Below are 11,976 nucleotides of genomic sequence, written 5' to 3'. Positions count from 1 at the left end.
GCGCTCGACAAACGCACCCCAGACGCGGCATACTTCGAGCAAGCAGAGATACGAAAAGCGGCATGAACATAAATCTGATGCATCTTAGACAAGCCGCAAACCTGTCCTAAAAAGCAGGACCACTTCAGTTGATCACACGCGCATTGGCAGGCACAGAGTATCGGGTCGCTCTTCAGGGCGGCAGGCTGTTTTGCCTGACATCGGTCGACGATGAACGCGCTGTGTTCCAGACGAAGCCTGATATCCTGATCCGGTATGCGGGACAGGTTGTCCATGTGATCGATACCAAGTGGAAGCGGATTTCCTCGCGCATAGATGATCGCAAGCAAGGGGTTTCCCAAGGCGACGTCTACCAGATGATGGCCTACGCTCATCTGTACAAAGCACCTCGACTGACGCTGCTTTATCCACATCACGGGGGTCTTTCAGCTGAGGAGGGCGTTCAGGCTCAATTTCGGATTTCGGGCCAAGAGACGATCATTGAGACTGCGAGCGTTGATGTCGCTAAAGGCGACAAAATGGCCGCCCGCTTGAGGAACATAATCGCTTTGGCGACAGAGGAGGCGCTGGTTTAGGCGCCTTGAGTCTGGTGACAAAAGCTGTTTGGGAGAATGAAGGATTGTCGCTCACTCCACGGCCTTCAAAAACCTGCCATAGCCTTCACTGACTTCGCGAGCCTCCGCGAAGGCCCTCGCGCGCTCTTCGTCGACGCAACGAAAATAGTCCTGAACATTAGCGATGTAGGTTTCAAAATCCGCCCGGATCAGTTCGGCGTAAGTTCGCATGTCGTCTTGGGACTGGGGCAGGAACGGTCGCTCGGGCGGAACACAATTCGCAGACGCAGTTACTGGCTCGCATCCAAGCAAGACCGACAGCAATAACGTAGCAATGCGCGCACAGGAAATGTGCAGGGCAAAACTCCTTTGCTGCCTTTAAGATCACGTATCTGTCAGCTATCACTGGTATTGGAGCAAGGCGGTGTTCGTCAAGGCGTTGTAATTGTCTTGCTATCATTAATGTTGTATTGTATCGACCGTGGTGTTTCAACTCTACGGGACCGATGCTGCACCTCAGGCAGAGAAAGGACCCGTGGGAAAGCCATGATAGAAGAAGCCCCCAATGTGGTTACAGAAGACGGACTGCGCGGCCTGCTCACCGAGGGCTACCTCATCGAGGTGGTCTGCAAGGAAGGAGCCGAGAAGCGCCATAACAGCTGGTACGGTACGTGGGTCATCCGCGCCGTCGCGTCTGATGGGCGTGACGACAAGATGCTCGTCACCAGCCGAAGCGTTCTCAAGCTGCGCGATTTCAAAACCATCGTTGGCCTTGTCAGCTTCCTGGCTGACATGGGCTGCGCGACAGTCAGCATTCCGCTCAACGAAGGTGGTCGTGAGCGTCACGCCGCTCCTGGTCATACATCAGGGTCGCAAAACGGAGCGACCCCGGTCAAGGACAGCTAACCGCGCCTTTGCGCTCGTCGTTGTTTTGGGTACAGGCGTATGTTCCGCGCCCTTGGCCGCCGAAACACGGGCGGGTGCCGACGGTTTCATTTTCTCGGTTGGTCCGGATGGCCGACTGAATTCCGTCTCTGATGACGCAAGCACCCTGCGCTCCTTCTCCGAGACCCAAGAGGCGACGGATCGCCTTTTTCTTTTCGCAGAACCACGTGGCCCTGAAGTAGTAACTGAGGTGGCGATCCCGGCTCCGCGTGCTGTTCGCGCCTCCGCAGAAATCCTTAATGCGATCGAGACCACCGCCCTGCGATATGCCGGGCATGGCGCTCTGCGTCGTGCGGGGCTCTCCGTCACCGACTGGGCGCTCCTCTACCGCGCCAATATTGAAGTTGAGAGTGCCTACAACCCGATCGCGCGAAGCCCTGTTGGCGCCATCGGCCTCGGACAATTGATGCCGGGCACTGCCAGCGATCTCGGCGTCGATCCCCACGATGTCGCCCAGAACCTCGACGGCTCGGCGCGCTACCTTTTGATGATGCTCGACCAGTTCGGCGACGGATCCTTGGCCCTTGCCGCATATAACGCTGGCCCCGAGGCGGTCACGCGCCATGGCGGCATTCCCCCTTTTCGCGAAACCCAAGGGCATGTGGCCCGCGTGACGGCCGTGTTTCATCGGCTCAGAGGAGACCTTTCATGACGTCCAAACCATCCCTTGTCGCGCTCGGCGCGATGGCCATCATAGTGCTGGCCGGTCCCGCATTTGCGCAAAGCATCGACCTCTCGCCTGTGCAGACGCTGCTGCAGGGCATCGTCGATGCGATCACCGGTCCCTTGGGCATCGTGATCGGTACACTGGCGCTGATTGGTGTGTTCCTTTCCTGGCTCTTTGGCATCCTCGATTTCCGCCAAGCGCTTTGGGTGGTGGTGGCGATCGCCGGCATTGCTGCGGCACCCACCATTGTCGCCGCGATCTGGACGACCTGAGTAAAACCCATGGCTGACCAGTCCCGCGTCTTTATCGGCCTTCTCAGGCCACCCAAGCTGATGGGCTTGCCAATCATGTACGCCATGGTCTGGCTCTTCGGCTCAACGCTTCTGTTCCTCTGGGTGCAGAGCTGGGTGGTGGCCGTCTTTGCGGGGCTGGCCTGGCCCGCGCTCTGGAAAGCCGCGGACTGGGATCCGAACTTCCTCGATGTTCTGGTGACCACGTTGCAGGAAACGCCGCCGACAAAGAACCGTAAGCTCTACGGAGGCGATAGCTATGCCCCGTAATGGAATTGTAGGCCAGGATGCAGACGCGCTCGATCCGCTGACAGCGCTGCCCACATGGATCAAGGGCGAGAAGCGGCTATCCTCTATGCTGCCCTACGTCAGCCTCGTGACCGACCGGACGATCCGGACGCGCGGCAACGAGTTGATGCAATGCATCCGGCTCGAGGGGGTGAACAGCACGACGAGCGCGGACGCCTATCTCGACCGGATTGGCGGCCTCCTCGCGGGCATCGTCGCACAGGTCGGAACCGAGTTTTCTTTCTACCTCCACAAGGTCTCGAAGGCGGTCGATGTGATCTTACCGCCCATCCCAGGCGAGGGCTTCGCGGCTGCCGTTGATCAGCAGTGGCGCGCGCATCTAGGCAGCTCCGCCCTCCGCGACAAGACGCTGACCCTCACGGTCCTGAAACGCCCTGAGACCGGCAGTCGTCTGCCATTTGGGCTCGGGGCCTCCCGCACACGGCTCTCGGCCGACACAACACGGCGGCTCAGGAAGCTCGATGAGGTCGTGGGGTTTCTGCTCTCGTCGTTTAATGAGATGAAGCCGCGCCTGCTGGCGGCCAGCACCGGCGAACTTCTGGGCTTCCTCGGCTCGCTCAACACCGGCGAAGAACATCCGCTCTTCCCGAGGTCGCGCCTGGGCGTGATCGCCGAGGATGTTGCCAATACCCGCGTCACCTTCCTCGGATCGACTATCGGGCTCTCCGACGGTGCCGTGGGCGAGAAGCTGGGCGCAATCTTCGCGGTGAAGAACTACCCCGCCAAGACCGACAGCCTGATGCTCGACGAGTTGAACCTGCCCGTCGACATGGTGGTCACCCACTCCTTTGTCCCGATCAACGCCAACATCATGGCGGGTCGGATCAAGCGGCAGCTCCGCCTGATGCAGGCCGCCAATGACGGGGCCGTCAGCCTCGCGCAGGAACTCGAACTGGCCCAGGATGATCTGGAATCCAAGCGCCTGATCTTCGGCGAGCACCACATGACGGTCGCCGTCTATGCCCGCAGCCAGTCGGCGCTCGACGACATCGCAGCCGAGATCCGCAACATCTCTGCAACCTCCGGGATCAACCTCATCTCGGAAGCCTTCGGGGCGCGGGCGCATTTCATGGCGCAGCATCCCGGGAACACCGGGGCGCGAAGCCGCAAGGCTGCGATCACGAATCACAACTTCGCCGATCTGGCCACCTTCCACCGCACGCCCCTCGGCAAGACCGGTCGGGAGGTGCCCTGGGGCGTGCCGATCACGCTCTTTCCGACACCCGAGCGCAGCGGGTTCCGCTTCAACTTTCACGAACAGGGCGCGCCGGATCGCGAGCCTACGGGCGGTCACACTCTGATCCTGGGCCGTCCCGGCTCGGGTAAATCCGTACTCGCGGCATTCCTGATGACCATGGCCCGGCGCGCAGGCGCGCGGCTGTTCGTCTTCGACTACCGCGCCGGCATGGAAATGGCCGTCCGCGCGCTTGGCGGCAGCTATTCAACCGTGCGGGCCGGACGGCCCACGGGGCTTAATCCGCTCCAGACCGAGATCGACGCGCGTGGTCAGGCCTGGCTGGCCGACTGGCTTGCAAGCCTTCTCGAGCGCCGCGACCGGCCCCTGACCCCGGTGCAGACCAACCGGCTGCAAGAGGTCGTGCGCCAGAATGCCAGTGCCGGGAATGCGGGCCTTAGGAACTGGTCGGACTTCGCCTCGCTTCTCGTCTCAACCGATGACGACGGCGATCTTTTCGAACGCATGCAGGAATGGACAGCCGAGGGTCGCTACGGCTGGATTTTCGGGGCGAATACTCAGGATACCTTCAGCCTGGATGGCGATGTCTCCGGCTTCGATCTGACCGGCATCCTTGATTCTGAGAGCGAGCGGGAACGGATGGCCGTCCTTTCCTATCTCTTCCGCCGGGTCGAGCGGGTGATCGAGGACCGCAAGCCCACAATCATCGTGATCGATGAGGCATGGAAGGCGCTCGACAATGCCTATTTCGCCGAACGCCTGAGCAATTGGCTGGTGACAGCCCGCAAGCAGAACGCCGTCGTCGTGATGATGACGCAGTATGCAAGCCAGCTTGAGCGCACCCGCACCGGCAAGACCATCGTCGAGGCGGTGCCGACTCAAGTGCTCCTGCCCAATATCCGCGCCTCCGCCGCCGATTACGCGATGCTGGGCCTCAGCGACAAAGAGCTCGACGTGCTTCTGGGTGTCGGCTCTGCCTCTCGGCTCGCCCTCGTGCGCGATGACCGCGGCGCAGTCGTGATCGACGCCGATCTGAGCGCCCTCGGCCCCCTCGTGACCATCCTCGGCGGCATGGAAAAGGGCGAGGCCCTCGTCGGCCCCGATTACCGCGAACGTCCTGAATTCTGGAGAGTGACATGACCCGTACCATTTCCCGCAGTCTTGCACTGCTTGGCCTCGGCCTGACCCTGACGGCTTGTGCGCAACACAACCCCGCGCAGGCCAACTGTTTCAACTTCCGCGATGCCCCTGCGCAGGCGGCAGCCGCCACGACAACGATCTCGACCATGGGAGCGGAGGTCACGCGCCGCGACACGGCTTGCGATTTCGTGATGCTGGGGACGGGCAACTGATCAGATGCGGACCTGGCTTCCCTTCTCGGTGCTTGGCCTTGCGCTTGCGGCTCCCTTGTCTGGGCCCGCAACGGCGCAGGGCGTGCCGACCTTCGACTTGGCGTTGTTCGCCGAAAGGCAGGCGATCCTCGAGCAGACCGACCGGGATCTGGCGCTGCAACAGGACCGTCTGACCCGCGAAGAGGAACTGGCCGAGATCGAACGCCAGCAACTCGCCTCGCTGGAAGGGCTGATGGATGCGACGTCGCTCGGATCCGGCGATGTAGCAGGCACGGTGGCGGGGCTTGAGGCGGGGCAGGGGGCCGCAAATGGCGTCGAGAGTGGAGCCTCCAGTCTCTATGCGCCTCAGGACAACAACCCGGCCGCGGCCCGGATGTTCGGCGATGCCCGTGAAGGGATCGAGGAGCTGATCATCCGTGCAGCCCGCGACACCCATAACTTGCCCGGCGTGAGCCGCGCGGGGCTCTCGCTCGTGCAGTGGCGCTGCCTTCTGCAGGCGCTGATCTGGCAGGAAAGCCGCTTCCAGATCGGGGCGCGCTCCCCCGTTGGGGCCTTCGGTCTCACCCAGATCATGCCTGGAACCGCAGGCGATCTCGGCATCTACCCTGCCTATTACGACGACCCCTACCTGCAGGTCACCGGCGGCGCGCGCTACCTCGCGCAGATGCTGAACATGTTCGATGGCAACATCATTCTTGCGCTGGCCGCCTATAACGCGGGTCCGGGTAATGTGCAGAACCACGGTGGCGTGCCGCCCTTCGCGGAAACCCAACACTACGTCGTGGTAATCCCGCAGCAGTACAACAGCTATCTCGCCGCCGTCGGCGGCATCGATGCCCTTGGCACGATCGACCCGGTGCTTCTCGCCAATGCGAGCTTCAGCCTCTCGGCCCATGGGGCGGGTGTCTATGGAGACTATTCGCTGGTCTCGGTCCGCGCCGCGGCCCTGCGGGTGCAGGACATCGTAACGCGCATCGGAAAGACCGAAGACTTGCACGAGGCGATTGCGCTCAACACCTATGCCCGCGCCGAGCTTGCCCGGCTGGTCGCGATCCGGACCCGGATCAAGGCTGCGCACACCCAGCCGCTCAGCGAGGAACAACTCGCTATGGCAGCCGCCCAAGCCGCCGAGCGGCAATACATGAATTTCAATCAGGAGGATTTGCAGTGATCGCGCAATTTACCCGTTCCGTTTTCACCAGTGCGGCGGCCGCAGCACTTGCCTTCGCTGTTAGTGGTCCTGTCGCCGCACAAGGCGTTCCCACAGTGGACACCCAGAACATCGCTCAGGAAATCCGTCAGCTTCAGCAGATGTTGCAGGATTTCGGGCTCCAGACCGATCTTCTCGACAATGCCCTCGAGCAGCTCGACATGTTGCAAAGCCAGCTCGATCAGCTGAACGAGATGTATGCCTCCCTCACCGGACCGCGCAGCATCCTCGGCCTTGCCATGGGCGGCGATTTGGACAACCTACTTGAGGCGAATTTTGAAGATATTCCCGGTCTGATCCGGGGCATCCAGGCGGGCGACTGGAGCAGCCTCATCGGCCCTAATGCAGGCCCAATGCGCACCCAGATGGAAGCGGCGCTGGCAAGTGCCGGTTTTGACGAAGACTCACTGCGCGAGATTGCCACCAGCGGCAATCCCGGCGCGGAAGGCGTGGCCACGCGGGCAACCACAGGTGCTGTGATGTCCGCAGCTGCCCAAAACAGTCATGCTGAGGCTGAACAATCCCTCGAGCGGGTTGAACGTTTGGTCGAGATGATCCCGGACACGGAGGATCTGAAAGCCTCTATGGACCACAACACCCGCGTTACGGCAGAGCTCGCCATCGCCATGACACGCATGTGGGAGTTGGAAGCAATCCAGACCCTCGGCGCGGGCAATGCAGGCGTAGTCGATGCCGCCACCGTTGCCGAAGAGCGCCGGTACATGGACTTCACCCTGCCGGAACTTCGACCATGAGTGGGGCAATGGGGATGAACACACGCGAGCTCGTGGAGGAGGAGCTTGTTTATGGTGCCCTGCGCCGTGAACAACTGTGGAGAATGATCGGTCTCGGTGGCGCGGGTTTTGGCGCGGTGGGCTGTCTCGCGGCCGCGGCTGTCGCGCTGATGGTTGAGGCACCGCCCCCAGTCGTTGTGCCCTATGATCCGGCAACAGGCATGGCGCTCCCGAACGCCAGGGTCGAAACTGTGTCCCTCGCCGAGCGACCCGCCGTCATCGAGGCGCAAATCTACCGCTATATTTATGAGCGCGAGACCTACAATCAGCTCGACAATGATCTGCGTGTGCGCCGGGTTCTGGCACAGTCATCCGGTGCCGCCGAGACGAGCATGCGCGCAATATGGACCTCGGGGCAGGAGAACTATCCGCCGACGCGGTACGGCACATCAGCTGAAATGGCCGTCGAAATCGCCTCGATCACACTGATCGGCGAAAACCGTGCGCAGGTGCGCCTCAGGAAACGCCTGACCAGCCCCCAGGGTGTGCAGGACGGATCGTTCACAGCGACGCTGATGTTTGCGTTCCAGCCCGAACGGACCCGCTCGATCGACGATGTCTGGCAAAACCCCTTCGGCTTCACCGTCACCCAATATGCAATCCGATCGGACCGTTCCGAATGACCCGTGCACAAATTTCCACCCTTATGGCCGCCGGTATTCTGGCGCTCACGAGTGCTGCGGCTTTGGCCGAGACGACGCCACGTCCCGGCTCCCATGACAACCGCGTCCGCGTGGCGATCTGGACCGAGGGGCAGGTTTACCGCGTTGTCACGACCCTGACCCGCGTAACCACCGTTGAGTTCGGTGAAGGTGAAACCATACGCTCGATCATCGCCGGTGATACTGTGGGTTTCCAGTTCGACGGCGTCCCCGGCGGGCGCGCGTTCGCGATCAAACCTACGGCTTCGGGCGTGGCCACCAACATCACCGTCTATACCAACCGCCGTTCCTATTACTTCCACGTCGTTGAGGCGCGCGAGACCCCGCATTATGTGGTGCAGTTCCGCTATCCGGAAAGCCGCGTCCAGCCTACCCGGGCGGTCGCAGCTGAGGCTCCCAATGCGAATTACGCAGTAAGTGCCCGGGAAGAGTTCACGCCGACAGCCATCTGGGATGATGGCACCTTCACCTATTTCCGCTTCGCGAGAAATGCGCCGATCCCGGCGATCTTCCGGTATTCCAATGGCAGGGAGCGGGCGGTGAATAGCCAAGCCCTGAGTGATGGCGTGATCCGCGTCTCCGGCGTGAATCGGCAATGGGTTCTTCGCTTGGGTGAAGCTGTCGTCTGTGTTCAGGACGCAGGGACCGAGGCCACATCATGAGCCAGGATACCGAAGATCTTGCCGCACGGCTTGCGGCGCTTGAGGGCACCACGGCTAAAGCACGGGCAAGCAAACGCCCATCACCGAGCGCTGCAATCCTTGGGATTGCCGGTCTCGCGGCATTCGGTGGTCTCGCCTGGACTGCCCTGCAACCGTCTCAGGATGCTCCAATGGTGACTGCGGCCCCCGAGGAGTTCCAGTCCTCCGGGCCCGGCTTCGGGGACCTGGGACGTCCACCTGTAGCACAGCCAGCACCGACGCCTCCGGTGGAGACCGGTCCGACCGAATCCGAGCTTGCGCTGATGGAAAGCCTTGCAACTTTGCGGGCCGAACTCGAAGAAATGCGGGCACGCCCGACTGAGACATCGGACAGCGGGGCTGAACAGGCCATCGCAGACCTCACGGCTCAGATCGCGGCGCTGCAGGAGGGCTCCGCTGAGGCACAGCGCACGCTGGAGCGGCAGTTGACCGAACGCGACCGTGAACTTGACCAACTGCGCATGGACCTTGAGGTCGCGCGCCTGACCCCGCCCGCGCCGACGGACCTCGGCCCCAACGAGGAGGAACTGCGGATGGCTGAACTTGAGCGCCGACGTGCCGCTGAGGCTGAGGCGCGAGCAGAACGGATTGCGTCGCCCATGATCGCGTTTTCCGGGATGGGGGCAGGGACAGACCGCGAAAGTACGATTGAAGCAGCGCGCTTGAATGCCGATGAAGCCTTCGTGCGCACCGGCGCGCGACCCGCGCCCGCCACGCGCGCTGAGGTGATTGTGAACCCAACGAACACGGTTATTCAGGGCACCATGATCCAGGCGGTGACCGAGACCGCGCTCGACAGCACGCTGCCCGGTGCAATTCGCGCCATCGTCTCCGAAGATGTCCATTCCTTTGACGGATCGCGCGTCCTGATCCCGCGCGGTGCGCGCCTGATCGGGCGATACCGCTCCGATGTGGCGCTGGCACAATCGCGGGTCATGGTGGCCTGGGACAGGATCATCCTGCCTGACAACCAGACCGTGGAGATCAGCGCCTTCGGCGGTGATGAACTCGGTCGCACCGGAACCACTGGCTTCGTCGACACCCGCTTTGCGCAGCGCTTCGGCTCTGCAGCGCTGATCTCGTTGATCGGCGCCCTGCCAGCTGCCGCAGCGGGCCAGATCGATGACGAGGCGGCTGCCGATGTCGCCAGCGATGTCGGCTCGGACCTGCGCGATAGCACCCAAAGCGTGATGCAGGATTATCTCGCGATCCGTCCGGTGATCCATGTCGATCAGGGCACGCGGATCACGGTCATGGTTGACCGCGACCTGGAGATATTCTGACATGGCGGCAAGCTATCTCGAAGCCTCGCTCGACAGGCTTGGCGCGCCCGTGCAGCGTGACGACACGATAGAGATCTGCATCAACCCCGACGGCCAAGTCTGGGGTGAGTTCCAGGGTGATCACTTCATGCGAGGGCTCGGCATCCCGCTCACCCAGACCGAGATCAAGGACCTCGGCAACCAGATCGCCTCAGCCGCCTCGACCACGCTCAGCACCAAGAAGCCCATCGTCTCGGTATCGATCCTCTATCGCGATCGTTCAATCCGAGCGCAGGTCATTCAGCCTCCCGCAGTTGAGGGCGGGTTCTCGATCTCGCTGCGCTTTTTCTCCTCCCTACCGCTGGAGGCGATTAAGCTCGGCTTTCTCTATGGCAAAGAACGTAGCCTCGAAGGCCTGCGCCGAGAGAGGAACGCCGCGTTGCGCGATGTTGTGGCCTCCGGAGACATCGACGCGGCCCTGCGTTTTTGCGTCGAGAACAAGCTCAACATGATCGTCTCGGGTGGCACCTCGACCGGCAAGACGGTCGCCGCGCGCAAGATGCTCTCGCTGATCCCACCCGAAGAGCGGATCATCACCATCGAAGAAGCGTCCGAGTTGCGTCCCGAACAGCCTAATGCTGTGACGCTGATCGCCGACCGTGATGCGGATGCCCGGAGTGCCGATGTGCTCCTGGCCTCGACTTTGCGCATGCGGCCCGACCGAATCGTGCTGGGCGAGGTCCGCGGGCGAGAGGCCATGACCTTCCTTGAGGCGATCAACACCGGCCATGGCGGCTCGCTGACGACGCTGCATGCCGAGACCCCGCAGCTTGCCGTCCGCCGCCTTGCCATCGCCGCCCTGAAAACCGATGTGCCGATGACCTATGCCGACATGATCGATTACATCGAGGGCTCAATCGACGTGATCATCCAGGCAGGACGTCATGAAGGCGCGCGCGGCATCACCGAGTTTTTTCTCCCGGGCCAATCGAAAGATTTCAGCCTCGACAGTATCGACGGCAGAGGCAAAAAGAACGCCTCCGTCGCCGCCGAATAGAAAAGGAATACCCTCATGCGAAAACATATCATCGCCCTTGCGCTTTCCTCCCTCGCGGGGCCGCTTGCAGCCCAGACATCACCGCAGGTCACAAATGATCTCACTGTGAACATGACGCCGCAACAATACCGGATTTGCAATGACCGCCCGGCGCGACCAACTTGGATGGACGAAATCAACCCGCGTGAGGCCTACAAGGTGCTGACTTTGATGCGGCTCTATGAGTTGCGTGCGTGGCAGGCGGTCAAAGCATCAGGCGATTGTGGTTGTGATGTTCGCTTCCCGTCCTGGGACTCTGCGTCAGCAGAATACGAAGAGCGGTTCTTGGCCTTCTCACAAGCAGAACACACTCAAGCACAATTGGCCTTACGCAACGAACAGAACCAATTTACCGCCGACTTAAGAGACCTCTGCGAAGCCCAAGGCAACTGGTAATGGGTGTTGTCAGCTGGATGGTCGGAACGGCAGACGGGTTCCTTGCCGATGCCGCTGAGTCCCAATTCGGGGCTGTGGCGAGCAATACTGGCACTATCGTCCTGCTGATGATCACGCTCTCGGTGATCGGCATTTTTATCAACATGGCCTTCCAGTTCCGCAGCATGGATGGGGCCAGTTTCTTCTGGTATCTCATCAAGCTCACCCTGATCGGGCTGTTCGCCTTCAACTGGGCCAACTTCAACGCGGTTGCGAATGCCGTTGTCGGGGGTCTCGACTACGTTGCCGGGGCTCTCATCTCGTCTGTGGGGTGCGTATTCCGGAGGATCCGGCCACCTATTCCGACAACATCCGGCCACCTGTTCCGGGGTATCCGGCCACCTGTGACGCGTTGCCGTGAGGCAGCGTATTTTGGTTATACTCCGAGTCCTGCAGAAGCCGAATTTGTTGACTTGACTGCTGGGTTTGGAACGATTCAGCTATTGCTTATGATCCGCCCTGACTTTCTTTCCTCACCAGCCCGCCTCGAGCTTGAGGCTTGCG

Annotated in this window: 16 protein-coding genes; 15 read left to right on the top strand and 1 reads right to left on the bottom strand. The window is 61.6% G+C overall.

Going from position 1 to position 11,976, the window contains the following annotated elements; genetic code table 11:
* The first annotated feature begins 128 nt into the window (after window positions 1–128).
* On the top strand, window positions 129–575 hold the full coding sequence (locus ROE7235_RS17160) for a 5-methylcytosine restriction system specificity protein McrC (RefSeq protein WP_245964010.1): 447 nt from the start codon (window positions 129–131) through the stop codon (window positions 573–575).
* A 51-nt stretch (window positions 576–626) separates the two neighbouring features.
* Here ROE7235_RS17160 and ROE7235_RS17155 read toward each other — a convergent pair whose 3' ends face one another.
* Window positions 627–785 (bottom strand): hypothetical protein, encoded by a 159-nt coding sequence (locus tag ROE7235_RS17155; protein ID WP_370743891.1) that lies wholly within the window; start codon window positions 783–785, stop codon window positions 627–629.
* 315 nt (window positions 786–1,100) lie between these two features.
* Here ROE7235_RS17155 and ROE7235_RS17150 point away from each other — a divergent pair, with 315 nt between their 5' ends.
* From ROE7235_RS17150 to ROE7235_RS20705, 14 genes are all read left to right on the top strand, one after another.
* Window positions 1,101–1,460 carry a hypothetical protein gene (locus tag ROE7235_RS17150; protein WP_121096815.1) on the top strand — a complete coding sequence of 120 codons (360 nt, stop codon included), beginning with the start codon at window positions 1,101–1,103 and terminating at the stop codon, window positions 1,458–1,460.
* Window positions 1,461–1,512: 52 nt separating this feature from the next.
* Window positions 1,513–2,151 (top strand): lytic transglycosylase domain-containing protein, encoded by a 639-nt coding sequence (locus ROE7235_RS17145; RefSeq protein WP_370743889.1) that lies wholly within the window; start codon window positions 1,513–1,515, stop codon window positions 2,149–2,151.
* The gene (locus ROE7235_RS17140; RefSeq protein WP_121096809.1) at window positions 2,148–2,438 is read left to right on the top strand and encodes a TrbC/VirB2 family protein; all 291 of its coding nucleotides are present in this window, start codon (window positions 2,148–2,150) and stop codon (window positions 2,436–2,438) included. Before ROE7235_RS17145 ends, ROE7235_RS17140 begins: the two co-directional genes overlap by 4 nt.
* Window positions 2,439–2,447: 9 nt before the next feature.
* Window positions 2,448–2,726 carry a VirB3 family type IV secretion system protein gene (locus tag ROE7235_RS17135; RefSeq protein WP_121096808.1) on the top strand — a complete coding sequence of 93 codons (279 nt, stop codon included), beginning with the start codon at window positions 2,448–2,450 and terminating at the stop codon, window positions 2,724–2,726.
* Complete coding sequence (locus tag ROE7235_RS17130; RefSeq protein ID WP_121096806.1) at window positions 2,716–5,100, top strand: VirB4 family type IV secretion/conjugal transfer ATPase; 2,385 nt, start codon at window positions 2,716–2,718, stop codon at window positions 5,098–5,100. The genes ROE7235_RS17135 and ROE7235_RS17130 overlap by 11 nt, the downstream gene beginning before the upstream one ends.
* A complete protein-coding gene (locus ROE7235_RS17125; RefSeq protein ID WP_121096804.1) occupies window positions 5,097–5,312 on the top strand; it encodes a hypothetical protein in 216 nt (71 codons plus the stop codon). Before ROE7235_RS17130 ends, ROE7235_RS17125 begins: the two co-directional genes overlap by 4 nt.
* A 4-nt stretch (window positions 5,313–5,316) precedes the next feature.
* Entirely contained in the window at window positions 5,317–6,483 is a 1,167-nt protein-coding gene (locus tag ROE7235_RS17120) for a lytic transglycosylase domain-containing protein (protein WP_121096802.1), read from the top strand.
* Complete coding sequence (locus ROE7235_RS17115; protein ID WP_121096800.1) at window positions 6,480–7,277, top strand: type IV secretion system protein; 798 nt, start codon at window positions 6,480–6,482, stop codon at window positions 7,275–7,277. Before ROE7235_RS17120 ends, ROE7235_RS17115 begins: the two co-directional genes overlap by 4 nt.
* Window positions 7,278–7,291: 14 nt before the next feature.
* On the top strand, window positions 7,292–7,939 hold the full coding sequence (locus tag ROE7235_RS17110) for a VirB8 family type IV secretion system protein (protein ID WP_121096819.1): 648 nt from the start codon (window positions 7,292–7,294) through the stop codon (window positions 7,937–7,939).
* Window positions 7,936–8,640 (top strand): TrbG/VirB9 family P-type conjugative transfer protein, encoded by a 705-nt coding sequence (locus ROE7235_RS17105; protein WP_121096798.1) that lies wholly within the window; start codon window positions 7,936–7,938, stop codon window positions 8,638–8,640. The genes ROE7235_RS17110 and ROE7235_RS17105 overlap by 4 nt, the downstream gene beginning before the upstream one ends.
* Complete coding sequence (locus ROE7235_RS17100; protein WP_121096796.1) at window positions 8,637–9,962, top strand: TraB/TrbI/VirB10 family type IV secretion system protein; 1,326 nt, start codon at window positions 8,637–8,639, stop codon at window positions 9,960–9,962. The genes ROE7235_RS17105 and ROE7235_RS17100 overlap by 4 nt, the downstream gene beginning before the upstream one ends.
* Before the next feature lies 1 nt (window position 9,963).
* Window positions 9,964–10,998 (top strand): ATPase, T2SS/T4P/T4SS family, encoded by a 1,035-nt coding sequence (locus ROE7235_RS17095; protein WP_121096794.1) that lies wholly within the window; start codon window positions 9,964–9,966, stop codon window positions 10,996–10,998.
* A 15-nt stretch (window positions 10,999–11,013) separates the two neighbouring features.
* Window positions 11,014–11,433 carry a hypothetical protein gene (locus ROE7235_RS17090; RefSeq protein WP_121096793.1) on the top strand — a complete coding sequence of 140 codons (420 nt, stop codon included), beginning with the start codon at window positions 11,014–11,016 and terminating at the stop codon, window positions 11,431–11,433.
* Window positions 11,433–11,976 (top strand): type IV secretion system protein (locus tag ROE7235_RS20705; protein ID WP_245964009.1); only part of this gene is annotated, 544 nt, incomplete at its 3' end. The genes ROE7235_RS17090 and ROE7235_RS20705, both read left to right, overlap by 1 nt.

Origin of the sequence: Roseinatronobacter ekhonensis (genome assembly GCF_900499075.1) — a bacterium.
Lineage (GTDB): Bacteria > Pseudomonadota > Alphaproteobacteria > Rhodobacterales > Rhodobacteraceae > Roseinatronobacter > Roseinatronobacter ekhonensis.
The sequence above is the reverse complement of the archived record's forward strand: the minus strand, read 5'-3'. Positions and strand labels throughout refer to the sequence as shown.

Excerpts from the sequence above, each read along its gene's own strand:
- ROE7235_RS17150 (WP_121096815.1), top strand. The coding sequence starts at position 1,101 with ATGATAGAAGAAGCCCCCAATGTGGTTACAGAAGACGGACTGCGCGGC.
- ROE7235_RS17125 (WP_121096804.1), top strand. The coding sequence starts at position 5,097 with ATGACCCGTACCATTTCCCGCAGTCTTGCACTGCTTGGCCTCGGCCTG.
- ROE7235_RS17105 (WP_121096798.1), top strand. The coding sequence starts at position 7,936 with ATGACCCGTGCACAAATTTCCACCCTTATGGCCGCCGGTATTCTGGCG.
- ROE7235_RS17135 (WP_121096808.1), top strand. The coding sequence starts at position 2,448 with ATGGCTGACCAGTCCCGCGTCTTTATCGGCCTTCTCAGGCCACCCAAG.
- ROE7235_RS17140 (WP_121096809.1), top strand. The coding sequence starts at position 2,148 with ATGACGTCCAAACCATCCCTTGTCGCGCTCGGCGCGATGGCCATCATA.
- ROE7235_RS17090 (WP_121096793.1), top strand. The coding sequence starts at position 11,014 with ATGCGAAAACATATCATCGCCCTTGCGCTTTCCTCCCTCGCGGGGCCG.
- ROE7235_RS17100 (WP_121096796.1), top strand. The coding sequence starts at position 8,637 with ATGAGCCAGGATACCGAAGATCTTGCCGCACGGCTTGCGGCGCTTGAG.
- ROE7235_RS17095 (WP_121096794.1), top strand. The coding sequence starts at position 9,964 with ATGGCGGCAAGCTATCTCGAAGCCTCGCTCGACAGGCTTGGCGCGCCC.
- ROE7235_RS17155 (WP_370743891.1), bottom strand. The coding sequence starts at position 785 with ATGCGAACTTACGCCGAACTGATCCGGGCGGATTTTGAAACCTACATC.
- ROE7235_RS17120 (WP_121096802.1), top strand. The coding sequence starts at position 5,317 with ATGCGGACCTGGCTTCCCTTCTCGGTGCTTGGCCTTGCGCTTGCGGCT.
- ROE7235_RS17130 (WP_121096806.1), top strand. The coding sequence starts at position 2,716 with ATGCCCCGTAATGGAATTGTAGGCCAGGATGCAGACGCGCTCGATCCG.
- ROE7235_RS17110 (WP_121096819.1), top strand. The coding sequence starts at position 7,292 with ATGAACACACGCGAGCTCGTGGAGGAGGAGCTTGTTTATGGTGCCCTG.